Source organism: Peribacillus sp. SIMBA_075 (assembly GCF_046534585.1).
This window is the reverse complement of sequence record NZ_JAWRYN010000023.1, coordinates 42,241-66,125: the sequence shown is the minus strand read 5'-3', so window position 1 is coordinate 66,125 and position 23,885 is coordinate 42,241. Positions and strand designations below refer to the sequence as shown.

General features: G+C 40.9%; 23 protein-coding genes, 2 pseudogenes and 1 riboswitch. Of the genes and pseudogenes, 12 read left to right on the top strand and 13 right to left on the bottom strand.

The window, feature by feature from the left end; translation table 11 throughout:
* Nucleotides 1–89: 89 nt before the first annotated feature.
* Both SB775_RS16825 and SB775_RS16820 read right to left on the bottom strand, forming a co-directional pair.
* The gene (locus SB775_RS16825) at nucleotides 90–461 is read right to left on the bottom strand and encodes an MmcQ/YjbR family DNA-binding protein (RefSeq protein WP_410862347.1); all 372 of its coding nucleotides are present in this window, start codon (nucleotides 459–461) and stop codon (nucleotides 90–92) included.
* Between the two features lie 9 nt (nucleotides 462–470).
* Entirely contained in the window at nucleotides 471–866 is a 396-nt protein-coding gene (locus SB775_RS16820) for a VOC family protein (protein ID WP_061465347.1), read from the bottom strand.
* Between the two features lie 449 nt (nucleotides 867–1,315).
* On the opposite strand from SB775_RS16820, the gene SB775_RS16815 reads away from it, so the two are divergent.
* A complete protein-coding gene (locus SB775_RS16815) occupies nucleotides 1,316–1,546 on the top strand; it encodes a helix-turn-helix domain-containing protein (protein WP_061465348.1) in 231 nt (76 codons plus the stop codon).
* A gap of 334 nt (nucleotides 1,547–1,880) precedes the next feature.
* Here the strand turns inward: SB775_RS16815 and SB775_RS16810 are convergent, their stop codons facing one another.
* A complete protein-coding gene (locus SB775_RS16810) occupies nucleotides 1,881–2,018 on the bottom strand; it encodes an ASCH domain-containing protein (RefSeq protein ID WP_410862345.1) in 138 nt (45 codons plus the stop codon).
* 195 nt (nucleotides 2,019–2,213) lie between these two features.
* Nucleotides 2,214–2,390 carry a hypothetical protein gene (locus SB775_RS16805; RefSeq protein ID WP_176431794.1) on the bottom strand — a complete coding sequence of 59 codons (177 nt, stop codon included), beginning with the start codon at nucleotides 2,388–2,390 and terminating at the stop codon, nucleotides 2,214–2,216.
* A 411-nt stretch (nucleotides 2,391–2,801) separates the two neighbouring features.
* On the opposite strand from SB775_RS16805, the gene SB775_RS16800 reads away from it, so the two are divergent.
* The 4 genes from SB775_RS16800 (at nucleotide 2,802) to SB775_RS16785 (ending at nucleotide 8,300) form a co-directional block, all read left to right on the top strand.
* Nucleotides 2,802–3,719, top strand: a complete 918-nt coding sequence (locus SB775_RS16800; protein ID WP_061465349.1) for a proline dehydrogenase family protein — start codon at nucleotides 2,802–2,804, stop codon at nucleotides 3,717–3,719.
* 62 nt (nucleotides 3,720–3,781) lie between these two features.
* Nucleotides 3,782–5,323: an L-glutamate gamma-semialdehyde dehydrogenase gene (gene pruA / locus SB775_RS16795; protein WP_410862343.1), complete on the top strand. Its 1,542-nt coding sequence runs from the start codon at nucleotides 3,782–3,784 to the stop codon at nucleotides 5,321–5,323.
* 159 nt (nucleotides 5,324–5,482) lie between these two features.
* On the top strand, nucleotides 5,483–6,952 hold the full coding sequence (putP, locus tag SB775_RS16790; RefSeq protein WP_410862353.1) for a sodium/proline symporter PutP: 1,470 nt from the start codon (nucleotides 5,483–5,485) through the stop codon (nucleotides 6,950–6,952).
* Nucleotides 6,953–7,079: 127 nt separating this feature from the next.
* Nucleotides 7,080–8,300, top strand: coding sequence for a PucR family transcriptional regulator (locus tag SB775_RS16785; RefSeq protein WP_410862341.1), 1,221 nt, complete (start codon nucleotides 7,080–7,082; stop codon nucleotides 8,298–8,300).
* 182 nt (nucleotides 8,301–8,482) lie between these two features.
* On the opposite strand, the gene SB775_RS16780 is transcribed toward SB775_RS16785, so the two are convergent.
* Complete coding sequence (locus SB775_RS16780) at nucleotides 8,483–8,905, bottom strand: RrF2 family transcriptional regulator (protein ID WP_061465352.1); 423 nt, start codon at nucleotides 8,903–8,905, stop codon at nucleotides 8,483–8,485.
* 271 nt (nucleotides 8,906–9,176) lie between these two features.
* On the opposite strand from SB775_RS16780, the gene SB775_RS16775 reads away from it, so the two are divergent.
* Nucleotides 9,177–9,647, top strand: coding sequence for a cysteine dioxygenase (locus SB775_RS16775; RefSeq protein ID WP_410862339.1), 471 nt, complete (start codon nucleotides 9,177–9,179; stop codon nucleotides 9,645–9,647).
* Nucleotides 9,648–9,727: 80 nt separating this feature from the next.
* Nucleotides 9,728–10,623 (top strand): annotated as a pseudogene (locus SB775_RS16770) (4-hydroxyphenylacetate 3-hydroxylase C-terminal domain-containing protein); the annotation flags it as partial.
* 451 nt (nucleotides 10,624–11,074) lie between these two features.
* On the opposite strand, the gene SB775_RS16765 reads toward SB775_RS16770, so the two are convergent.
* The 4 genes and pseudogenes from SB775_RS16765 to SB775_RS16750 form a co-directional block, all read right to left on the bottom strand.
* Nucleotides 11,075–11,674 carry a TetR/AcrR family transcriptional regulator gene (locus SB775_RS16765; protein ID WP_410862337.1) on the bottom strand — a complete coding sequence of 200 codons (600 nt, stop codon included), beginning with the start codon at nucleotides 11,672–11,674 and terminating at the stop codon, nucleotides 11,075–11,077.
* An 18-nt stretch (nucleotides 11,675–11,692) separates the two neighbouring features.
* Nucleotides 11,693–12,396, bottom strand: a pseudogene (locus SB775_RS16760) (MBL fold metallo-hydrolase).
* A 211-nt stretch (nucleotides 12,397–12,607) separates the two neighbouring features.
* Nucleotides 12,608–14,062, bottom strand: a complete 1,455-nt coding sequence (locus SB775_RS16755) for an alanine/glycine:cation symporter family protein (RefSeq protein WP_061465357.1) — start codon at nucleotides 14,060–14,062, stop codon at nucleotides 12,608–12,610.
* Between the two features lie 204 nt (nucleotides 14,063–14,266).
* The gene (locus SB775_RS16750) at nucleotides 14,267–15,919 is read right to left on the bottom strand and encodes a glycerol-3-phosphate dehydrogenase/oxidase (protein WP_410862335.1); all 1,653 of its coding nucleotides are present in this window, start codon (nucleotides 15,917–15,919) and stop codon (nucleotides 14,267–14,269) included.
* Here SB775_RS16750 and SB775_RS16745 point away from each other — a divergent pair.
* A complete protein-coding gene (locus SB775_RS16745) occupies nucleotides 15,907–16,164 on the top strand; it encodes a hypothetical protein (protein WP_410862333.1) in 258 nt (85 codons plus the stop codon). The two genes, SB775_RS16750 and SB775_RS16745, sit on opposite strands and share 13 nt — an antisense overlap.
* A 16-nt stretch (nucleotides 16,165–16,180) precedes the next feature.
* On the top strand, nucleotides 16,181–16,333 hold the full coding sequence (locus SB775_RS16740; protein WP_410862331.1) for a hypothetical protein: 153 nt from the start codon (nucleotides 16,181–16,183) through the stop codon (nucleotides 16,331–16,333).
* Nucleotides 16,334–16,686: 353 nt separating this feature from the next.
* Here SB775_RS16740 and glpK read toward each other — a convergent pair whose 3' ends face one another.
* The 4 genes from glpK to SB775_RS16720 all read right to left on the bottom strand — a co-directional run bounded on the left by glpK (nucleotide 16,687) and on the right by SB775_RS16720 (nucleotide 20,389).
* Nucleotides 16,687–18,177, bottom strand: a complete 1,491-nt coding sequence (glpK, locus tag SB775_RS16735; protein ID WP_410862329.1) for a glycerol kinase GlpK — start codon at nucleotides 18,175–18,177, stop codon at nucleotides 16,687–16,689.
* 24 nt (nucleotides 18,178–18,201) lie between these two features.
* The gene (locus tag SB775_RS16730) at nucleotides 18,202–19,026 is read right to left on the bottom strand and encodes an MIP/aquaporin family protein (RefSeq protein ID WP_377385844.1); all 825 of its coding nucleotides are present in this window, start codon (nucleotides 19,024–19,026) and stop codon (nucleotides 18,202–18,204) included.
* Between the two features lie 237 nt (nucleotides 19,027–19,263).
* Nucleotides 19,264–19,806: a glycerol-3-phosphate responsive antiterminator gene (locus SB775_RS16725; RefSeq protein WP_089361795.1), complete on the bottom strand. Its 543-nt coding sequence runs from the start codon at nucleotides 19,804–19,806 to the stop codon at nucleotides 19,264–19,266.
* A 154-nt stretch (nucleotides 19,807–19,960) separates the two neighbouring features.
* Nucleotides 19,961–20,389, bottom strand: a complete 429-nt coding sequence (locus SB775_RS16720; RefSeq protein WP_410862327.1) for a hypothetical protein — start codon at nucleotides 20,387–20,389, stop codon at nucleotides 19,961–19,963.
* A 175-nt stretch (nucleotides 20,390–20,564) separates the two neighbouring features.
* A riboswitch (SAM riboswitch) is annotated at nucleotides 20,565–20,666 on the top strand.
* 247 nt (nucleotides 20,667–20,913) lie between these two features.
* Between SB775_RS16720 and SB775_RS16715 the strand changes: the two genes are divergently transcribed.
* The 3 genes from SB775_RS16715 to SB775_RS16705 all read left to right on the top strand — a co-directional run bounded on the left by SB775_RS16715 (nucleotide 20,914) and on the right by SB775_RS16705 (nucleotide 23,862).
* A complete protein-coding gene (locus SB775_RS16715) occupies nucleotides 20,914–22,017 on the top strand; it encodes a 5-methyltetrahydropteroyltriglutamate--homocysteine S-methyltransferase (protein WP_410862326.1) in 1,104 nt (367 codons plus the stop codon).
* 211 nt (nucleotides 22,018–22,228) lie between these two features.
* Nucleotides 22,229–22,531, top strand: coding sequence for an ArsR/SmtB family transcription factor (locus SB775_RS16710; protein WP_410862324.1), 303 nt, complete (start codon nucleotides 22,229–22,231; stop codon nucleotides 22,529–22,531).
* 155 nt (nucleotides 22,532–22,686) lie between these two features.
* On the top strand, nucleotides 22,687–23,862 hold the full coding sequence (locus SB775_RS16705) for an MFS transporter (RefSeq protein ID WP_410862322.1): 1,176 nt from the start codon (nucleotides 22,687–22,689) through the stop codon (nucleotides 23,860–23,862).
* Nucleotides 23,863–23,885: the final 23 nt, after the last annotated feature.

Genomic DNA, 23,885 nt, shown 5'->3' with positions numbered 1-23,885 from the left:
TAGATTAAGTCGTTATTTTTATCTTTGAGTATCTGTAATGCAGATAAAAGAAAGTAAAAAAGTGAAGAAGGCAGATCCTCCGCCTTTCTTCACTTTTTTTGAAACTCTTCGTATTTCTTAACCAAACGCTTCGGTGCCGCACGTAAATAGGCTTCTTGAATTAGAATGGTCAATTCACCCCAGCCTTCCCTATCCGGATTTTGAATGGAGACCCAGCCGTGACGTCCTATATACGGTGTTTTGAAAAAATTCTCTTTCTGCAGCAAAAATTCTTGGGTTTCCCGATCCGACTTGAACGACAATCTGAATCCATTCTCACTTTCGCCTGAAATCACGAAGGACTTTCCATTGATTTTAAAAGTATTGTGACCAAAACCATCAATATGTTCGACAGCTTCGGGCAGCGCAAGACAGATATTACGTACATTTTCAAGCATGCCTGCCGTGTCATGTAATTTCATGTTCAAAATCTATTTTGCATTCACATCGGGTTGATGAATTCCGAATATATTTCCTTCTGTATCAATATAGTATCCTTGCCACGCCATTCCAGGCAGGGCATATTTGGGCTTGGCGACCTTACCGCCAATCTCAATAATTTTAGCTTCCGTTACATCGTAATTTTCCACTCCCATTGTACAAGCAAATGCATTTAAAGCTTGGTTTGTTTCCGGCGGAGCACTTTGACGCTGCATCAAAGCTCCATTGACCCCAGGTTCATTCTCCTCGCCAGTTACTGCTCCAAAGTAAGGCATTCCTGCATAATCACTCCAATCTTGAAATGACCATCCGAATACCTCTCCATAAAACTTCTTTGCCCGTTCCATATCATCTACATGAATTTCGAAATGAACTAATCTTCCCATGAGATCCCCTCCTACTTTTTACAAGAATTAACCAATTCATTAAATTATCCAGTGTTTTCGCTTACAATATCCCACTTATTATTATAATAGATATGGAAATAAATACAATTATTCCAATTGACATTGAATCAATTTTTAGAGCCTCATCATACATCCTGATATAAACTTTTTAGAATGATAACAAGAACCGTTCTTCAAAATATAGATAGTTCCGACCAACAGAATCGGCTTCATGCTCCTACTACTTATCTTTTCAATTATTTTTTTAATAATTAATTCTTTTAATTTCTTATTCTATGGTGAATAGTCACTGCGTTAGAAACCTTCGACCCCACAATACATCCAATTGCTCACTTTGTCCGTGATACCAAATATTTGCGAAACTATGTGTATATTTTTGTGAAAGTTGGACGAGACTGCTAGTAAATTAAATCTAGGAGGTTATCAAAATGTTTAGATTCGGGAAAGGTAAGGCGCGAAGTAAGGTCGGTAAATTCATCGATAAGCACGGATATTCACAAGAGGAGTTTGTAAGTGCGTCTGGAATCTCACGCAATACGATAAGCAGAGTTTGCAGCGATCCAAAGTATGTGCCATCAGCCGGAGTATTAAAGAAAATCATGAAGGCGGTTCGAAGTATAGATGCTGGAGCAAAGGCAGATGACTACTTTGATTTGTAAACAAAAAGGCCCTAGCGTAATGGCCGGGGCTAAATGTATTTGTTCAATTACTGTTCATACTCTCCTTATCCAGGCTCCCATGATCCATGCTTTCCTTTCACTGGAATAAAGTCATCCAGCAGCTGCATGTCCTTAACTTCCCAAGCGTACCCTCCCAGTTTATTGTCTCCTAAGAAATAATCATTGCCTGATAACGATTGTAGTATTGCCTGCATCCCGTTATTTTCATTTACCTTTAAACAATTTCCATGCTTACACCAATGATCATACCAGTTGGGCTGTTGCCCTTTGAGTATCCATGCTTACCAAGCAACAACTGGATTGGCTTCTCGCTTCAGAAAGCCTTATCCATTTTTTCACTATTATGAATCGTCAGCGGACCACGAATCGTTCTCATCGACCTTGTTTCATATTTGACCTCTCCCAGGACAAATAGACTCGCCCAAGGCTGGATCATTGATAATACCTTCATTCCAACAGCCCCCAACTGAATTTAAAAATTAAAATCCCCCACTTCCATCAAGAGCGGGGGTTTTTCATCATTTTCGGATGATATGTTAATATCTTGCAGTTCATTTGTCCTTTTTAGACAAACCCTGCAGGATTTCTTTAAACAAGGGCTTGTTATCGGTTAGGGACAAAGGGGGATGTATGTATTCCGCTACATCTATTTTCGACTGACCAGTTTCTTAATGAAACGAACAAAAGGTGAAACAACGGCTCCACGGACATTCGTGAGGGCATAACCGATCAGCCCCATTATAACCAGAGCCAATATTAAGCCTATTATCAATCCTGATGTTTCTTTAAGTTCTTCAAATACAGCATCAAATACAGCACCCATTTCTTACCCTCCCCGGCTTGCCGATGCAACTTATTTTTACGGTTTTCACCCATTTAAATTCTGAACAGCTTCATAAATCGTGTTTCTTTGAACCCTTGCACCCATTCTGGTAAATAAGGTTCATTATAACGCATTGGATGATTATGGTCGAGTTAGCACCTTTAAACGTACTATCTAATTTCATTTCCGTTATCTCTTTCTACTTATTGTCTTACCTTCTAGCTTTTCTCTTTAAGTAAATATATAAACCTCCCCTTCATTCCACTAAAAATGATGAAATGAAAACCTTTTCATTTGTCCATAACCGACAAAAGCGAGGCATTATTATTGTTTTTTTAGAACATTGTGAAAATTGTCGAAAAATCGTAAGCTTAATTTATTGAAATACATCTTCTTAGGGGGTGCGCTTATATGGAAGCCATTACAAGAGACTTTTTCTTATTTTTATCTAAAAATAATCTGCTTAATAATATTGCTAAGAAAAGCGGCGGAAGTTTTGCTGCTGGAAAGATCATTGGGGGAACTGATTTCCAAAGTTCCATTAAATTCATCAAACAACTTAATAATAGTGGCTTGTCGGTTACTGTCGACCATCTTGGGGAATTCGTTGATTCCAAGGAAGTGACTCAGGAACGGACGGCAGAATGCATCGAAACCATCGAAATGATCAGCAGGGAAAAACTTGATTCACAAGTTTCCCTAAAAATGACTTCATTGGGACTAGATATCGATCATAATCTCGTCATTGAGAATATGACGAAAATCCTTGATACAGCAGAAAAACATAAAGTCATGGTCACAATCGATATGGAAGATGAAGTTCGCTGTCAGGCTACAATCGATATCTTTAGACATTTCAAAGAAAAATACAGCTGCATAAGTACTGTTCTACAAGCATATTTATTCCGCACAGAGAAAGATTTGGAGGACCTTGCCCAATATAAGCCATTCCTGCGTCTCGTAAAAGGTGCCTACAAGGAATCTCCCGAGGTGGCTTTTCCAGAAAAGGATGATGTAGATGAAAACTATAAAAAGTTGATTAAGCAAAGTCTTCTTAACGGAAATTATACGGCCATTGCCTCACATGATGACAAAATCATCGAATATACAAAAGAGCTGGCCAAGAAATATGACATCCCAAATACACAATTCGAATTCCAAATGCTTTATGGCATGAGGAACAAGACTCAATATGAATTGGTCAAGCAAGGTTACAAAATGCGCGTCTATGTACCATATGGTCTGGATTGGTATGGATACTTCATGAGAAGGCTTGCAGAAAGGCCATCCAATATTGCTTTTGCCTTCAAAGGGATGGTAAGAAGCTAAATATATTCAATATTCAACATTCTTGATTGCTACAAAAAATCTATTAAAAGGTGTGATTATCAATGATTTCATATAAACATGAACCATTTGTCGATTTTACAAACGAGGAAAACAAGAAAGCTTATCAGGAGGCTCTTCAAACTGTTGAAGGCTACTTAGGGCAAGACTACCCTCTTTATATCGGGGCAGAAAAAGTGACGACTGATGAGAAAATCGTTTCATATAACCCTGCCGATAAGGAAGAGGTCATCGGCCGCGTATCGAAAGCGAACAGGGACCTTGCTGAAAAGGCCATGCAAGAAGCTGTTACCGCTTTTGAAAGCTGGAAAAAAGTGAAGCCGGAAATCCGTGCTGACGTTTTATTCAAAGCTGCTGCCATCATTCGCAGACGCAAGCATGAGTTCTCTGCATTATTGACAAAAGAAGCAGGAAAACCTTGGAATGAGGCTGATGCCGATACAGCGGAAGCGATCGATTTCCTTGAATTCTATGCCCGTCAAATGCTGACGCTTAAAGATGGTGTGCCTGTTCAAAGCCGTCCGGGAGAATTCAACCGCTATGATTACATTCCATTAGGAGTAGGCATCATCATTTCTCCTTGGAACTTCCCATTTGCGATCATGGCAGGTACTGCTGTTGCCGCTATCGTAACCGGGAACACAATCCTGTTGAAACCAGCTTCTACTACACCTATCGTTGCTGCGAAATTCGTTGAAGTGATGCTTGAAGCCGGCCTTCCAGCAGGTGTGTTGAATTTCGTTCCAGGAAGCGGAGCAGAGGTGGGCGACTACCTGGTCGATCATCCAAAAACACGTTTCATTTCCTTCACAGGTTCACGTGATGTAGGTCTGCGTATTTACAAACGTGCTTCAGAAGTGAATGAAGGCCAAATTTGGCTGAAGCGTGTCATCGCTGAAATGGGCGGAAAAGATACAATCGTCGTCGACAAAGAGGCTGATTTGGAATTGGCTGCTCAATCGATCGTGAAATCTGCATTTGGCTTCTCTGGACAAAAATGTTCTGCTTGCTCCCGTGCTGTCATCGTTGAAGATGTGTATGATCAAGTTTTAGCTCGCGCTGTTGAATTAACAAAACAGCTTACAGTTGGTAATCCTGTAGAAAATCATTTCATGGGACCGGTTATCGATCAAGCTGCTTTTGACAAAATCATGAGCTACGTTGAAATCGGAAACCAAGAAGGACGCATTCTGACTGGAGGAGAAGGAGATAGCTCTAAAGGCTACTTCGTTCAACCGACAATCGTCGCTGATGTCGATCCGCAAGGCCGCTTGATGCAAGAAGAAATCTTCGGACCAGTCGTTGCCTTCACAAAAGCGAAGGACTTTAACGAGGCTCTTGAGATTGCCAATAACACAGAATATGGTTTGACTGGGGCTGTCATTACGACAAATCGCCTTAACATGGAAAAGGCACGTGAAGAATTCCATGTGGGTAACTTGTATTTCAACCGCGGCTGTACTGGTGCAATCGTAGGTTATCAGCCATTCGGCGGGTTCAACATGTCAGGAACCGATTCCAAGGCAGGCGGACCGGACTACTTGCAGCTTCATATGCAAGCCAAAACAACTTCCGAAACGTTCTGATAATGTCCCATTATGCAATTTAAAGAAGATTTGAATTCCCTCGCTTTTTGTATCTTCCATTCTGCGATACGAAAAACGAGGGGAAATGGAGGAAGTGACAAATAAGTTGCTTCCTCTTTTAAAACAAAAAAATTCCTGAAAGGAGTCTTCATATGATTGATTGATTACTCATTAATAATTTCGATCAGCATTTATATGGCGGGCATGCTTTTCATTGGTTACTTCGCTTACAAAAGAACATCCAATTTAAATGATTACATGCTGGGCGACCGGGGTCTTGGTCCTGCTGTCACTGCATTGAGCGCCGGTGCCGCTGATATGAGCGGTTGGCTTTTGATGGGGATGCCTGGTGCCATGTTCGCAACAGGACTAAGTTCCATCTGGATCGTAATCGGGCTTACATTAGGAGCCTACGCGAACTGGCTGTATGTTGCACCAAGATTGAGAACCTATACGGAAGTCGCCAATAACTCCATTACGATCCCCGCTTTCCTGGAAAATCGTTTTGGCGAGGGCTCACGGATCTTAAGACTCATTTCCGCTTTGGTTATCCTAATATTCTTTACCTTTTACGTTTCTTCCGGAATGGTATCAGGCGGAGTGTTATTCCAAAGTACATTTGGCCTTGATTACCATACAGGCCTATGGATCTTGACAGGCGTTGTTGTCGCCTATACTTTATTCGGCGGATTCCTGGCAGTAAGCTGGACAGACTTTGTTCAAGGAATCATCATGTTCGTTGCCTTGATCCTTGTACCGATCGTTACCCTTATCCATGTGGGCGGTTTCGGTCCTTCAATTGACACGCCACGTTCCATTGATCCAGCTCTATTGAATATATTCACTGGGACGAGCTTTTTAGGAATCATCTCATTATTTGCTTGGGGACTGGGCTACTTCGGACAGCCTCATATCATTGTCCGCTTTATGGCGATCAGTTCTGTTAAGGAAATCAAAAAAGCCCGTAATATCGGTATGGGCTGGATGATTTTCTCCAGTATCGGTGCCATGCTGACTGGATTCATCGGAATCACTTATTTTTCTCAGAACAACCTGAAGTTAGCTGATCCTGAAACGATTTTCATAGAGTTAGGGGAAATACTATTCCACCCATTCATTACTGGTTTCTTGATTTCAGCAATACTGGCAGCCGTCATGAGCACGATTTCTTCGCAGCTTTTGGTTACAGCCAGCTCTTTAACCGAGGATATATACAAAACCTTCTTCCGTCGTTCCGCTTCAGATAAAGAGCTTGTCTTCTTGGGCAGACTTTCTGTACTGATCGTATCCATCATCGCTCTTTTCCTCTCTTGGGAAAAGAATGACACGATCCTTGGACTTGTCGGGTATGCTTGGGCTGGATTCGGTTCTTCATTCGGTCCATTGGTCTTACTAAGCCTCTGCTGGAAACGCATGACAAGATGGGGGGCATTAGCAGGGATGGTCGTTGGTGCCGCTACTGTCATTTTCTGGTCAATGGCAGGATTATCCGATACGCTTTATGAAATGATTCCTGGTTTTGGCGCAAGCTTGATTGCCATCGTAGTGGTCAGTCTTCTTACAGCCAAGCCTTCTAGGGAAGTAGAAGAGAAGTTCGAAGAGTTTGAAAGAACATTAAAAGAAAAATAGATCCCCTAAAAGGAACGGTATTTTTTCATATACCGTTCCTTCTTTGTTCTTGCCCCTATACACATCTTCCGTTTAAAAGTATTATTAAACTAAGTTATCTTCCAATTCAAAAAACAGGGGGCCATATATGTCATTAGAAAAAATCCTGACTCTCACAAACATCAACGATATAACGGATATGGTCAGCACTTATTTAAAAAAACCAGTCGTCATCGAAAATGACCAATTTTTATTGCTGGCATATAGTTCATATTATATCGAACACTTCGACCAAGCCAATCGGCAAACCATCTTCACAAAGCATTGGCCGATTCCAATTCTGGAGAAATTCATGGATGAGGGCATTGTCGAACAGCTTAAAACGGTGGAGCATCCATTTAGGGTGAAACAAATCGAGGAAATCGGCTTAAATCAAAGAGTCGTTGTAAGCGCTGTCCACAAAGGGCAGGTGTTCGGATTCATTTGGGTCCAAGAGACGGAAATGATGACTGATTCCGAATTGGAATTTTTACATGAGGTTTCCCATCATATTGGCAAGCTCCTCCATCAGAAAAAACAGATAAACATGAAAAAAGATGAAGAGAAAAATGAGTTTTATCAAAAGGTCATTGACGAAGTCTATCAAACGGAAAACCAAATAAAATGGGAAGCAGCCAATATGAATCTTCTCATTCCGGAAACATTCCTTATTAATGTCTTTACCATCGCTCAATCCGATGCGGAACATTTCGATGAATTAGCGGATACAGTCAGTCTATTCGCCAATGCGCTGAATCATTTTACCCATGTATTCACAAACCAATTGAAGATCATCGTCCTGATTGGAAGCAATGGTAAAGGGAAAGACCTGCTTTCTGATAGCGCCAATGATTTAACGAACACGGTTCTTGCCCAATTCAATGATCAAAGGGTGTTCCCGGGAATCGGAAATGAGTATTCTTCGATTCTTCAATTAAGAAAATCCTATCTCGAAGCCCTTGAAGTGATCAACGCAGCCAAGTTCATCGGTGAACCTGAACAGCTTCCCTTCCAATATAGCAAGCTTGGGATTTTCCGTTACCTCGAAATGATCTCCAATCATCATACTAAAACGAATTATATCAATACCGATTTACAGATACTTCAAAAGAAGGACCAGGAAAGCCAAACCAAGCTCCTTCAAACAATGGAAATATATCTGTTGAACAATTGCCGGATCAAACCGACAGCTGAACAGCTATACATTCATACCAACACATTGAAATATAGATTGAATCAAATAACCGATCTCACCTCAATCGATTTTGATGACTTTCATTCAAGAATGCAACTATACATCGATTTACAGCTTATAAAGCAGAAATCTTAAGGCATTCCTATTTTGAGGCCGAGAGCTTCAAACATCTAAGGAGAGAGGAAAAGCAGCTATTCTGCCGTGTTCCTCTCTCCTTATACATTGTTTGTACGCTTTTATCATATCAAGTCCAATCGGCTGTTTTATTTACCTATACACTTGCATAGTCAGTGGGATGCATATGATTTTGGCACCGATTAATTTTTATAAATATTACCTTCCAAAAGATCTTCCAAAGTTGTATGATCCAGTAATTCTGCCACTTGATCTCTAATCAGTGCCCAAAGGGGTTTTAATAAACAGTTATTATCTTCAAGGGGACAATATTCATATGCTGTAATACTTACACAGCTCATAGGGGCAAGCGGTCCTTCTAAGTCCCGAATTACGTTTCCAATGATAATCTGATTGGGCAATTCCTTTAAGCTATACCCTCCGTAGACCCCCCTTTTACTTTTAACATAACCGTGACTTTTTAAATGTAAGAGAATTTGCTCCAGATATTGAGGCGACACTAGCGTCTCATTCGCAACATCTTTTATCTGCATGAGTCCTTTTTCGTTCTTTGCTAAAGCTATTAAAGCTCTTAATGCATATTCCCCCTTACTTGAAATCTTCATATGATCATCACTCCCAGCCAATACACTTTATATCATGCTATTTTATGAATGAAGATTATATACGTGGAATTTTGTGTCTATTTCATTCCTGGAAATGCACATCTATATACTTTATTCATACTATATTTCAGAAAGTTGACAAATTTAATCATGTTTCTATGGAATCAATTTAATATAGAAAGAAAATATTAAAACCCTTTAATAACGGGACAAGTTCAACTTCCTCATTGTAAAAAATGAACACTATCTTATTTGTAAGGAGGCGCGAAGAATGGATTTTTTAGAGTCTGTCAAATGCACTTTCGATAATTTACCCTCGTATGATGAAGGTAATTTAGTACAAGCCGTTCAATCTTTAAATCTAACTTTTCATGAGGTTTCTAAGTATGTTACTGAACCGATGGATTTAGAATACGGAAGGAATGTTATTTACAAATCCGAAAATGTCGAAGTAATTGTCATTCATTTACCTAGTATGGCTAGGACTTTTATCCATGATCATGGATTGTCTATTGGATGCATTTTTGTGGTAGCTGGTGATTTTTCAAACGTATTATATAAGTCGGAAGACAAAGAATCTAATCCAATTTATGATCAAATAGAGGAGTTTTCCCAAAATGATATCCTCCTTGTTAAAGAAGATACCATTCACATGATGTATAATCCCACCACTTCTCCTGTTATTACCTTTCATATTTACACTCCACCATTAAAAGGCGGAACAATCTATACTTCCCCATAAGATAATCACAAATAATCTAAAAGAGAAAGAGGTGTTATATTTCACAATCAAAAAAACCATGGTTCATTAGGAGGATGTTATTAAGTGGAGCCAAAATGATTGGTACCGCAGCACCCTATTCGAATGATTTAATTGTATATCCCCCCGTAAATCTGAAAGAAGAACAGGAATCCATAGCTCATATGCTTATTGTTGCGGCCAACTCTCCTGGATTGCATATGGTTTGCCGGGAATCCTTTGCTGCAAATCAGACAAAAATAGTGGATTCTCCTCTAAGTTCAAGGTACGACGAGATGGATGCTTTATTAATTTTTGACAATGTATTCGTCCCCTGGGAACGTGTTTTACTTTACGACAACGCTGATGCTTTGCTGCAAATTAAATTGAATCCCGCATCAATGGCTTAGCGTATCATCAGGCTATCGTTCGGTTATTAACTAAGCTGGAATTCGTTACAGCAATAGCTTGTGAGATTGCTGAAGCAATAGGGGCCGATGCCTATCTGCATGTTCAAGAAAAAATAGGGGAACTATTAATCCAGGTTGAAACGATTAGAGCATTATTGATATCTTCGGAAAGGGAAGGAAAGCTAGATCAGTATCAAACGTTCATCCCAAATTTCACGTACATTGAAACAGCCAGAAACCTCGGGACCAAATATTATCCCCGTGCCATAGAAATCTTACAGCTCATAGGGGCCGGAGGATTCATTCAATTACCCTCAAGTGTACAGGACTTCCAAAGTCCCTTATCGGATTTGCTGAAAAAATATTTTAAAGGAGCGAATCTGGAGGCAGAAAAGAGAACAAAACTATTTAAATTAGCCTGGGATCTTGTGGGGAGTCCTTTAGGATCTAGGCATGAATTATATGAACGTTTTTATGCAGGAGATCCAATACGCAATATAGCTAATCAGTATAATAATTATGATAAAAAAAGATTTAAACAAATGTTAAAAAAATATTTAGATCATTAATAGTTAGGGTCACAGCAAAATATTCCAAGCAGGAAGTCCATCAGCTTTGATTTAAGCGGAAGACCATGATGAAACAGGTACTGTAATTTGAAGACCTTCTTTACTTTGCACTATATTGATCCAAGAGCCACATGAAAAATCTATTTAAAATCACGATAACTCCATAGATCCAAGCTAATTTAACGCTTTTAAGGGACAAAAGTAATCCTACTGGAACCAAGAAAATAAATGCCTCCAGCACGAAATGAAGTTGCGCTGATAGTTGTATACTAGCCTAGGGGAACCAAATCCCCCCAGAGGATCGCTATTCCAAGTGGGTTGACAATGCCCTTTCATAATACCGGCGTTTCCCACTTTGAAACCCCAATGACCGTATACAGCAAGTGCAAAAATTTCTAATGAAAATCGGAGGGATAAGTTTACCATCTGCAAGACTGCCAGATAACCCATTTTAACCTTCCACCAGATCATATTTATCTTTATTCATTACAATTGAATGGATTCCCTCTATATATGTATTTAGCAGAATAGAAAAACTTTTATCGATATCAATTGGCATTCCAAACCCACCCATTTTTTCAATTGAAGTAAATCCATGTAAAATACTCCTTAATCCTCTCACCAAGTGAATCGCCATTTCTTCCTTTAAATCATAGGCTTGCAGTACTTGGACAACAAACTCCAAAACTGCTTGCTGTGCTTGCTGTAATTCCATGTCTTCAGAATTTGGAAAACGGGTGGTGGCATCATAAAGGCCTGGATGAACTCTAGTAAATTCAACATACGCCTCACTAAGTGCCCTGATTGCATCATCACCGGAACGTCCCACTGCTGCTTGAATCATGTATTCATAAAGTTTTTTAACTCCATTTACTGCTAGTTTCTGTTTTAATCCATTTAGGCCGTCTAAATGGTTATATAACGAGGGGGACCGTATTTGTAATTCCTCAGCCAACTGGCCTAAAGTAAGATGATCAAGGCCGTTTTCATCAACTAGTTCAGTCGCTTTCTGTAAAATGATGGACAAATCCAACCTTATACGTTTAGACATCCATTTTAACCTCCTTTTTCATTGTTGAAGTTTTAATTCGGCTTCAACTATTGCTCTGTCCATAGAATTCCCAGGGTTTTCAGCATCTTTCCATGACCTACAGCAAGTAAAGCTGGTTTATGACTTCTTAATTTCTTTGCACTTTCAAGTGCGATAAGTTTATCCCATGTGTAAAAGGATGGGAATGGAAATAAAGGCTTGATCATTCCAGAAACCGCAGTTCCACCTCTTGTTTGCAGGGCATCCCCGACAATTAAACTATGATTACGGGTATCAAGAAGCGATATCGAACCAGGGGTATGTCCAGGTGAATAAATAACTTCCAATGAACCGATACGGTCACCCTCTTTAAGCAGTAAGTCTGGCCGAGTTTGAATATTCTTAGGGACTCCGCCACGGATTGGATTTTCATTTTGCAGGAGCGTGACATCACCAGCAAGTAATGATGCTTCCCTAATAGAAATACTCACTTGTACATCAGGCATTGATGCTTTTAGCCCGTCAAGTGCACCAACATGATCATCATGAGCATGAGTAACTATTATTCTTGTTATCGGTTTTCCAATAATTTGCGCCGCTTTCATTATGTTTTTTCCGCTATAGGGTAATGCTGCATCTACTAGTGTAAGGCTATTCTCTTCCTCTACTAAATAACAGTTAACGGGAAATACACGTGGCATGAAAGATAGTTGAAATACTGTACCAACCTTTGTCATCTTCATCTTTAATCAAACTCCTCCCTCAAAACTAATGTAATTAATATTGTAACTAATATGATTAGTTTTACGATATTATTCCATACTTAACTAAAACATCACGGTCAGTCTCAAAATGATGCTAACAAAATATCCCTAGTTATCGAAAAACCATAAAAAACCAGCTCTCAATTACCTTGAGCTGGTTTTTCATGTATCACATCATATTCATTTATTTTCAGGAAACATTTTCCTTGTCGCCGACATATTCATTCTCCCAAAAATCGGCGTTCTTAATGCCTAACGGTTTAGGGTCGAAAACGGGATCCAAACCTTTCTTCTTTTGCCTCTCATAATCCTTTAAGGTAATAAGTGCTGGTTTAGCGAGAATTAAAATGGCAATGACATTGAGCCATACCATAATCCCTAATCCAGCATCACCTAATGCCCAAGCCAGCTCTGCCGTACGAATGGTTCCATAGAAACTAGCCGCAAGAATGATGAGTTTCAATGCAAACATGGCCCACTTACTATTCCGCTTGCGCATTAAATAAGCAATATTCGTTTCTGCAATATAATAGTATGCCATGATCGTCGTAAAAGCGAAGAAGAAAAGCGCAACAGCAACAAACCCAGCACCAAATCCCGGTACTGCGCTATCGATGGCCGCTTGTGTATACCCTGGGCCCGGTGTTACATCTGCTAGATTATTGACAATGAATGATCCATTTTCCGCTTGAGTATTATACATACCTGTAAATAAGATCATGAAAGCCGTTGCTGAACAAACGAACAATGTATCGATATAGACAGAAAATGCTTGTACAAGACCTTGTTTGGCAGGATGCGAAACTTCTGCCGCAGCAGCCGGGTGAGGACCTGTGCCTTGCCCCGCCTCATTCGAATAAACTCCGCGTTTCACTCCCCATGCTATCGCCATTCCGATGAGCCCGCCAAATGCAGAATCCATCCCAAAGGCACTTCTGAATATTAATGAAATGACACCTGGTAATTCTGTAATATTCATTATGACGATGACAACAGAAAGTAATATATAGCCAAGGGCCATAAACGGTACGATTATTTGCGCAGCATTGGCTATCCGTTTTACACCACCGAATATAATGAAACCAAGTAAAAGGATGATAGCTATACCTGTGATTGCAGGTTTAATGCCAAATGCATTCTCCATTCCGGCAGCAATTGAATTGGACTGAACACCAGGCATCAGCACGGCCATGGCTACTAGTGCAGCGAGTGCAAAAAGAACAGCAAACCACTTCACGCCCATTCCTTTTTCAATATAATAGGCAGGGCCCCCTCGATATTGACCGTCTTGTTTGACTTTATATATTTGAGCTAAGGTCGATTCCACAAACGCACTTGATGCTCCTATGAAGGCTATGGCCCACATCCAAAAAACGGCACCAGGACCACCAAAAGCGATAGCCGTCGCCACACCAGCAATGTTACCTGTACCGACCCGACCCGAAAGAGCTATGGATAAAGCCTGGAAAGAGGAAACGCCCGCTTCAGAACTTTTCCCTTGGAACATCAAAACGACCATTTCCTTAATATGCCTTACTTGCAGAAAACGGGTCAAAATCGAGAATACTAAACCTACTCCCAATAAAATGTAAATGACAGGTGTGCTCCACAAAACTCCATTTAAAGCCGTAATAAAATCAGACAATCAAGCTCCCCCTTTGATTATATTTTGAAAATTCAAACTTATCTATTTTTGATTATATTTCATCTTAATCCATTAAACAATAGTTTTTGCGTCAAAAGACCTAACATGCCACTTTTTTATTTTTCCAACTGAGATATCCATACTTTCCTCCCGAATTGAAAAAAACGCCAGCAATTCCGCCGGCGTCATTTTTTTGCATATAGGTCAAGATACTCTAATCGCACCGAGTATTTCCTGTTCCAATTGATTGGTTCTCTCCATTTTTGTCGATTCTGACCATCCAAAATATCCAGCCATATAATCGATCACTGCATTTTTATGCGTTTGGACTAAATCAATATCGAATAACAAGGTCCCGGTCCTGCGGAAGAAAAAGTCCACTGGAGTTGCAGCCATTTCATGATCAAGTGCATATTTCAGCTGTACGAACAATTTCTGCGGAATGCCAGTGCTTATTCCTCCGTTTCCTTCGCTTTTGGCGATATTGAATAACACAGGTGCGTTAGACCCGTACATGGCCAATATATCCTCGGAGTCCTTAACAGCAATTCCTGAGTCTACCCCCATTTGAATATTTTGCTTGATATAATAGGAGAAGTTGCTTGATCCCCCGACATCCCCGCCCGAAATTGGCATTCCTTTAGTGCTGCTGGCTCGGTAAGTCTTATTTGACTGCTGGGAAAGCTTTCCTGCCACAAGGTCGACCGTCGTTTTTGCCATTTTGCGATAACCGGTCAATTTTCCTCCAGCAATCGTGATAAGGCCCGAATCGGACTCCCAAATTTCATCTTTCCTTGATATTTCAGAAGGATCTTTTCCTTCTTCAAGAATCAACGGTCTCACTCCAGCCCAGCTTGATTCGATATCTTCATCCGAAATTTTCACTTCCGGAAACATATAATCTATCGCCTTTAATAAATAGGCACGGTCTTCGGATGTAACGGTTGGCACTGCAGGATCACCATCATAAAAAGTGTCCGTAGTCCCTACATAAGCCTTACCGGCTCTCGGGATGGCAAAAATCATCCGTCCATCTGGTGTATCAAAATAAAGCGCCTGCTTCAATGGGAATTTCGATTGGTCGATGACCACATGAACACCTTTTGATAACTTCAGCGTTTTCCCTTTTTTCGATTGGTCTTTTTCACGGATGGAATCCACCCATGGACCCGCTGCATTAATAACCTTGTCTGCGTATATTTCATAAACATCACCCGAAAGTAAATCGGCAACTTGGACGCCGTTCACCTTTCCATTTTCATATAACAATTTTTCTACTTTTGTATAATTTATCGGTGTTGCACCTTTATCGACTGCTGCCTTCATGACTTCAATCGTCAGACGTGCATCATCTGTCCGGTATTCAACATAATGGCCTCCGCCTTTAAGCCCTTCTTTCTTTACAAGGGGTTCCATTTTCAGTGTTTCACTAACCGATAGCATTTTCCTTCGTTCGCTTTTTTTAACGCCTGCCAGGAAATCATAGACTCGGAGTCCGATGGATGTACTGAATTTCCCAAAGGTGCCGCCTTTATGCATCGGGAGCAGCATTCTTTCTGGTGTAGTCACATGTGGCCCATTTTCATAAACAATCTCTCTCTCTTTTCCAACCTCAGCAACCATTTTTATTTCAAATTGCTTAAGATATCGCAGACCACCATGGACAAGCTTTGTTGAACGGCTTGATGTGCCTGCCGCAAAGTCCTGCATTTCAACCAATGCCACTTTCATTCCACGGGTCGTTGCATCCAGGGCAATTCCTGCACCAGTAATTCCCCCACCAATGACTACCACATCATATTTTTCTTTTTTCAGAAGTTCGATCGTTTCTTTCCGATATAAATTTGAAAACCTCATGCCTGACTCCTCCTTTAAGTAATGCCTTCCAATGTCAATTAGCCTGTATTACTCGTGAGTTCTGCACGTTTACTCGTGAGTTCGCACTGTTTACTCGGGAATCCGCGCTGTTTACTCGTGAATTCCGCTGTTTACTCGTGAGTTCGCGCTGTTTACTCGTGAATTCGCGCTGTTTACTCGTGAATTCGCGCTGTTTACTCGTGAATTCGCGCTGTTTACTCGTGAATTCTGCACTTTACTCGTGAATTCCGCTGTTTACTCGTGAGTTCGTACTGTTTACTCGTGAGTTCTGCACGTTTACTCGTGAATTCTGCACGTTTACTCGTGAATTCGTGCTGTTTACTCGTGAGGTTCGCACTGTTTACTCGTGAATTCGTGCTGTTTACTCGTGAGGTTCGCACTGTTTACTCGTGAATTCGCGCTGTTTACTCGTGAGTTCGCACGTTTACTCGTGAGTTCGCACTGTTTACTCGTGAATTCGCACTGTTTACTCGTGAATTCGCGCTGTTTACTCGTGAATTCTGCACGTTTACTCGTGAATTCGTACTGTTTACTCTTATATTCAATTGGTTCATTTGTTCTCATAGTGTCCATATAGATATTAATATCCCTAATCTGCCTTTAAAAACAAAAAAGAGAGACCATAAATGCACATTATCGAATTCACGATAACGCATTCATGGTCTCTCCTGTTCTCCGGCCGAGTTATTAACTTGATTTTAGTATATCATACTCTAGCTTATATTAGAAAGACTTCGCTTTGTTTTTTATTTAAAAGCCATTGCTGCATGTACAGCTTTTTTCCAGCCTTCATATAATTTATCTCTCTCTTGCACTTCCATGGATGGTTTAAAGGTTTTGTCAACCGCCCATTGCTGAGATATTTCTTCTTGATCCTTCCAATACCCGACAGCAAGGCCCGCCAAATACGCAGCCCCGAGTGCCGTAGTTTCGTTTATTGTCGGCCTTTCGACTGGCACCTGTAATAAATCGCTTTGGAATTGCATTAAAAAGTCATTTTTGACTGCCCCGCCATCCACTCTCAATGTCTGCAGCTCGATTCCCGAATCCGCCTCCATTGCATCAAGGACATCCTTCGTTTGATACGCCAGTGATTCAAGTGTGGCACGAATGAAATGTTCTTTTGATGTCCCGCGCGTCAAACCAAAAATGGCTCCCCGTACTTCACTGTCCCAATATGGAGTCCCAAGGCCTACAAAAGCCGGTACTACATATACTCCATCTGTACTTTCCACCCGCTTTGCATAAGCTTCGCTGTCCTTGGCATCATTAAGCATCCGCAAACCATCACGCAGCCATTGGATTGCGGAGCCAGCTACGAATATACTGCCTTCCAATGCATATTCAACCTTCCCATTCAATCCCCAAGCAAGTGTCGTCAATAGTCCGTGTTCGGAACTGACAGCCTTGGCTCCCGTATTCATAAGCATGAAACAACCTGTTCCATACGTATTTTTTGCCATTCCTTCATTAAAACAAGCTTGGCCAAATAATGCCGCTTGTTGGTCACCGGCTGCTCCTGCGATTGGAATCGACTGGCCGAAGAAATGATATTCAATCGTATGGGCATACACTTCGGAAGAAGGTCTAACCTCTGGCAGCATCGACTTCGGCACAGTCAATATCTCCAGCAGTTCTTCATCCCACTTCAGTTCATGGATATTGTACATCAATGTCCGGGATGCATTGGAATAGTCCGTTACGTGTGCTTTGCCTCCTGAAAGCTTCCAGATCAGCCAAGTATCGATGGTGCCGAATAACAGCTTGCCTTCATCTGCCCTTTGTCGTGCCCCTTCCACATTATCGAGGATCCATTTCACTTTCGTTCCGGAAAAATAAGCATCTATCAACAATCCCGTTTTATCCCGGAATAGATCATTAAGTCCCTTCTCCTTCAAATCATCACAGATTTCACTTGTTTGCCTTGACTGCCATACAATCGCATTATAAACAGGGGTACCTGTTTCCTTATCCCAAACGACTGCCGTTTCACGTTGATTGGTGATCCCGATCCCGGCAATTTGCTCTGGCTTTACACCTGATTCCGATAGTACACCAGCAATTACCGCTAAAATTGATCCCCAAATCTCATTGGCGTTATGCTCTACCCAGCCCGGCTTAGGAAAATGCTGTGTGAATTCCTTTTGAGATGAATGGACAATCTCGCCTTTTTCGTTAAACAAAATCGCCCGTGAACTCGTTGTTCCTTGATCCAATGATAAGATATATTTTTCCATACTGTGTTTCCCCCCTTTTTTAATTTAACTAGCCATGTTGCTAATTTCTAACTCACTTGATTGCTTTTTTCCAAAAGTATATGCTAACACCAATATTATCAGACTTGCTCCTAAAACAGCCCAAAAGGCTGTCGTCAATTCACCTAAAAAGACCGCTTTATAGAAGACAGCTCCAAGTGCTCCACCGACAATCGGACCAACAACCGGAATCCAAGCATAGCCCCAATTTGATTTTCCCTTACCCGGTATTGGCAGCAGGAAGTGAGCAATACGAGGTCCAAGGTCACGGGCAGGGTTTATGGCATAGCCTGTCGTTCCTCCTAGCGACATCCCGATGACAACAATCAATAAACCGACAGCAAATGGGTTCAGACCTTCTGTAAACTCGCCGGCTCCAATAAACAATAAGCCAAGAACAAGGATGAACGTGCCAATCATTTCACTTAATAGATTTGAAAAAGTATGTGGGATAGCCGGTGAGGTTGAAAACACACCAAGCTTTGTACCTGGATCCTCCGTAGCTTTCCAGTGTGGTAAATAATGCAGGAATACAAGAGTCGCACCTATAATTGCCCCTATCATTTGGGCCATGATGTACCCTGGCACATCAGCCCAAGGAAAATCTCCATTGATAGCTAACGCTACTGTAACAGCCGGGTTTAAATGCGCCCCGCTTATGGAACCCACTGCAAAAACACCCATTGTAACAGCCAGTCCCCATGCAATCGTGATAACGATCCAGCCGGCATCTTTTGCATAAGAACCCTTTAAGGATGAACCAGCCCCAATACCTGCTCCGAATAAAACTAAAATCATCGTGCCTACCACTTCTCCCCAAAATGGAGTCATGAATAAAACCCCTCCCCTGATAAATTTTTAAACCATGCCAACAAATAAAAGGAGATCCACAGCAGAACTATCTTCATAAAATAAATTATGAATAGATCTGTTGTGAATCTCCTAGTCTCCGTCACATATATTAACTTATAATTTACAATATACTAGTTTGTGAAAACGCTGTCAATTATTTGGCGAGGAATTATTCTATTTTTCTGTAATTTTTTTCAACTTCCTCGTTCGACCCCATTAAACGATATCCCATAATTCAGTTTTGGAAGTGGTGATTGCCGACGCTCCAGCATCAAGGGCGTTCAGGACTTCATCTGAAGTACGTATGAGGCCGCCTGCAAAAATCGGTGTCTGCAATCGTTCCTTCACCTCTTTTATCATCCATGGCATGGCGCCTGGCAAAACTTCGATATAGTCCGGCTTGGTTTTCTGCACCAGCTTATAACTTTTCTCCAGCGCATGTGAATCTATTAAAAAGATTCGCTGGATGGCAATGACCCCCTTTTGCTTCGCCTTCAATATAACGTTTGATTTAGTTGAAATCAGCCCATATGGATTATATTCCTGACAAATGAATTCTGTCGCGTACTCATCACTTCTTATGCCATGGATCAAATCGACATGATAAATCATTTTCTTATTATGCTGCTTTGCCATCATACTTACGTTTTTCAATTGTGATATATGCAAATCAAGAAACACACCTATTTCATAGGAACTTTCTAAAAATCTTTCGAAATCCTTCATGCTTGCCGAAGCAGGCAAAATCTTCTGGTCCATTATTTCCCTCCTTATCTCCTGGAAAACTATAAGTAATTTAGTATATTTTATAGAGCTTGATTTATCAAACACATTGTGAGGTATGGCATTTCAACCTACCCTTACACTAACATACCTGGCATCCCCTTTAAATATTGTGGCTAAAAACGATCCATCATATTGAAAGTTTCATTTTCAATGCACCTTCGACGAGTTCATACGATTTAATTGTGCCAACGGGGATTTTTCTCACGATGTTCCAAGCATTAACATTCATTTTGATCTTTCTATTTTCGAATTCAAAAAATGGCGGTTTGTTAAATATCCTTCGGTTAATGAAGTTCCTGTCAATTGGTTCCATTTCCACTAATTCAAATGAAATCGTTCTTTTTTCCACGTGAACCGGTTTTAATGTAATCCGGAAAGCTACGTTTTTCTTTAACATCATTTTTTTCACTTCCGTCGTTCCGGAAAGCACTATATGCTTTGGCGTAATCTCGACTTTAATATCCTGACCATATGATTTCATTCTTAAGATTTTCTCTATCATGGCTTCAGTTACCGTTATCGGTAAGCCATTTTTGAATGGACTGAATGTACTCATCCTTGCATTCCCCTCCTGCCGCTCATATGAAACGTCGGTTATAGCATATGCCGGGTTCCCTGATGTAGTTAACATTTCAACCCATATTAATAATCGGTATATTCGAAATCTTCCACCTTCATTACTTGACCTTTATAAAAACTACCTGTATAGTCTTAATTAATTTAATAGACAACTCTTATCCAGAGAGGTGGAGGGACTGGCCCTTTGATGCCTCAGCAACAGACTGATCATGTACTGTGCTAATTCCAGAAGTGTAGAAACTTGAAGATAAGAAGAGTATATAGCTTTGCTGCCAACACCTCTTCTTATTTTTAAGAAGAGGTGTTTTATTTTTAGGCTCTTTTCGTAAAGATTGTTGTTTTTAAAACGAAAGGTTGATTGGAGCGGAAGTGCGAGACTCCTGCGGGAGCAGCGGGACAGGCGAGCATCTGGAGGGGAAATCAACCACAACTCACTACCTGGTAAATAGCAACAAAGTACGTGAAAACAGCCTATTTTTAAAAGGAAAGAAGGAATGCAACATGTCAATCACATTAACGAAGGCACCATTCAGGGCCGATCACGTCGGAAGTTTATTAAGACCAGAACGTTTACATATTGCCAGAAAGCAACTTAAGAAAGGTACCATTTCAGCAGAGCGGCTTCGTGAAGTTGAAACCGAAGAAATCAATCGGATTGTCGAAAAACAAATTGAAGTTGGATTGGAGGCCGTGACGGATGGTGAGTTCAGACGAACATGGTGGCACTTTGACTTCCTCGAACATTTAAATGGCATCGAGGGATATGTGACTGAAAAAGGTCTCACATTCGATGGTGTGGAAACAGAGAGATATAACGTTCGCAATACCGGGAAGGTTTCATTCAATCCTGAACATCCCTTCATTCGCGATTTCATTGAATTGAACAAAATCGTGAACGGACGCGCCGTTGCCAAGCAAACCATTCCCAGTCCGAATCAATTATTTGCTGTAGGCATTCATAATGAAGACATCTACCCTGATATTGAAGACTATGCTAATGATATCATCAAAGCGTATCAGCATGCTTTGAAGGCTTTTTATGAAGCAGGTGTACGTTATCTTCAATTGGATGATGTATATATTGCCAGACTTTCAGCTCCAGATTTCCAGTTCAAAGATGGAAAATATACGAGGGAACAGTTAATCGATCTTGCACTTCGCGTAATTAATGGCGCATTGGAAGGCAAACCAGAAGACCTTGTCGTCACTACACACCTATGTCGTGGGAACTACCAGTCGACTTGGGCGTTTGAAGGAAGCTATGCCCGTATCGCCCCAACTTTATTGGCAAAAGAATCAGTGGATGGATTTTTCTTGGAATATGATGATCAACGCTCAGGAGATTTCAAGCCATTGGAATACATTCCAAATGGCGGTGCACGGGTCGTACTGGGTGTCGTCACTTCAAAAAATGGAGAAATCGAAGACAAGGAAGCTGTTAAGGCACGCATTGAAGAAGCCTCGCACTTCGTTCCTCTCGAACAATTATGCTTAAGTCCGCAATGCGGCTTCGCCTCCACCCATCACGGTAACAAGCTGACCGAAGAACAGCAATGGGAAAAGCTGAAATTCGTCGTTGATGTAGCAAAAGAAGTATGGAAATGATTTTTTAGCGGAGACTTTAATTCTGATTTACAGGATTTGAACAACCTAATCGGCCCGCACTGATATGGGAGCCGATTAGGTTCTTGCAATAATACATTTCCATTCCTTTAATGACTCTTTAGATAACGGTATCAAGTTTTGCTATTTATGAAACTAACGATGAATGATAAAACCATTTGACATATCGATAATTCTCGATATAATGAAATGTATGAAAACAATCGAGATATTTAAAGCATTATCCAATGAATCCAGGTTGCAAATCTTACAATGGCTCAAGGCGCCTGAACTCCACTTCACCCCTCATGAGGGAATAGACATGAAGGAAACCGGCGTTTGCGTAAGTCAGATTACGGAAAAATTAAACATGACCCAGTCCACGGCCTCTCAATACCTCTCGATCCTTCTTAGAGCAGGATTGATTAAAACGGAGCGGATAGGAAAGTTTACGTATTACAAACGAGATGAAGAGGCGATCTCAAAAATTACTGATTTCTTGAAAGAAGAAGTATGAAAATGAGCCTGATCCGTACCTTAGAGGGTTGGGTTCATTTTTCTCTCTAACATTTTGATATTTCGCGATATGTTTATTTTTTTATTCATACATATTAACATATTACGATATGTCTTCATATAAATTAATAATCATTAATGAGGAGTGAATCTATTTTGCTTAATACATGGAAAATTTACATGTTAGCGATCATCAGTTTTTTAGTAGGAACATCCGAATTCATCATATCCGGAATTTTGGATAAGATTGCGGATTCTCTTGGAGTGACCATTGCTGCCGCAGGACAGCTCATTACAATTTTCTCCCTTGTCTACGCAATCGGTACACCCATTCTCATGGCTTTGACAGCAAGTTTAGACAGACGAAGATTAATGTTGTATTCCCTTGGACTATTCGTAGTGGCCAATCTGCTTGCCTTTCTATTACCAGGCTTTGGACCTTTTCTATTTGCACGCATAATCATGGCACTTGGTGCAGGATTGGTTGTAGTCACCGCTCTGAATATTGCCGCTAAGCTTGCTCCGCCAGATAAACAAGCAAGTTCTATTGCGACAGTTGTCATGGGGTTTACAGCTTCCCTTATCATTGGCGTACCTCTCGGAAGAATCATGGCAGATGCATTCGGGTGGAAATCCGTCTTTGGCGGAATCGCCCTATTCGGCCTGATTGCCATGATCGTTTTATTCTTTACCATTCCTCCTACCAAAGGGGATAAACCAATACCACTTCTCCAGCAGCTGGCCCTTCTTAAAAAAAGGAAAGTTGCCCTTGGATTATCGATAACCTTCTTCTGGCTTGGCGGATACTCGATAGCTTATACCTATCTATCCCCTTACCTGCTATCCGTATCAGGGATAAGTGACTCTCTACTTAGCACGGCCTTGCTTATATTCGGTATCGCAAGCTTGATCGGATCAAAGTTTGGCGGTTATAGTACGGATCGATGGGGTGTATCATTTACACTAATTGGCGGTATGGCGCTGCATATTATGATGATCATCATGTTATCCATCGTTACGAATTCATTGATGGGCGTTTTGATAATCCTTACATTATGGTCGTTCGCAGCATGGTCATCAGGGCCGACACAGCAATATCATTTAGCGACCCTTGAACCTGAATCATCAGGAGTCATGCTCGGTCTGAATCAGTCGATGATGCAATTGGCCATGGCGGCAGGTGCTGGAATTGGCGGTGTTGCTGTAGAACAAGTATCCCTTGCATCCATAACCTGGATCGGTGCAACAGGGGTTGCCATTGCCATGGTCATAGTTCTGGTCCTTTCAAGTTCATCGTCAAGCAGTAAAATAGCACAATCCATAAAATCCTAGACCGTTATATAAACATTCATCAT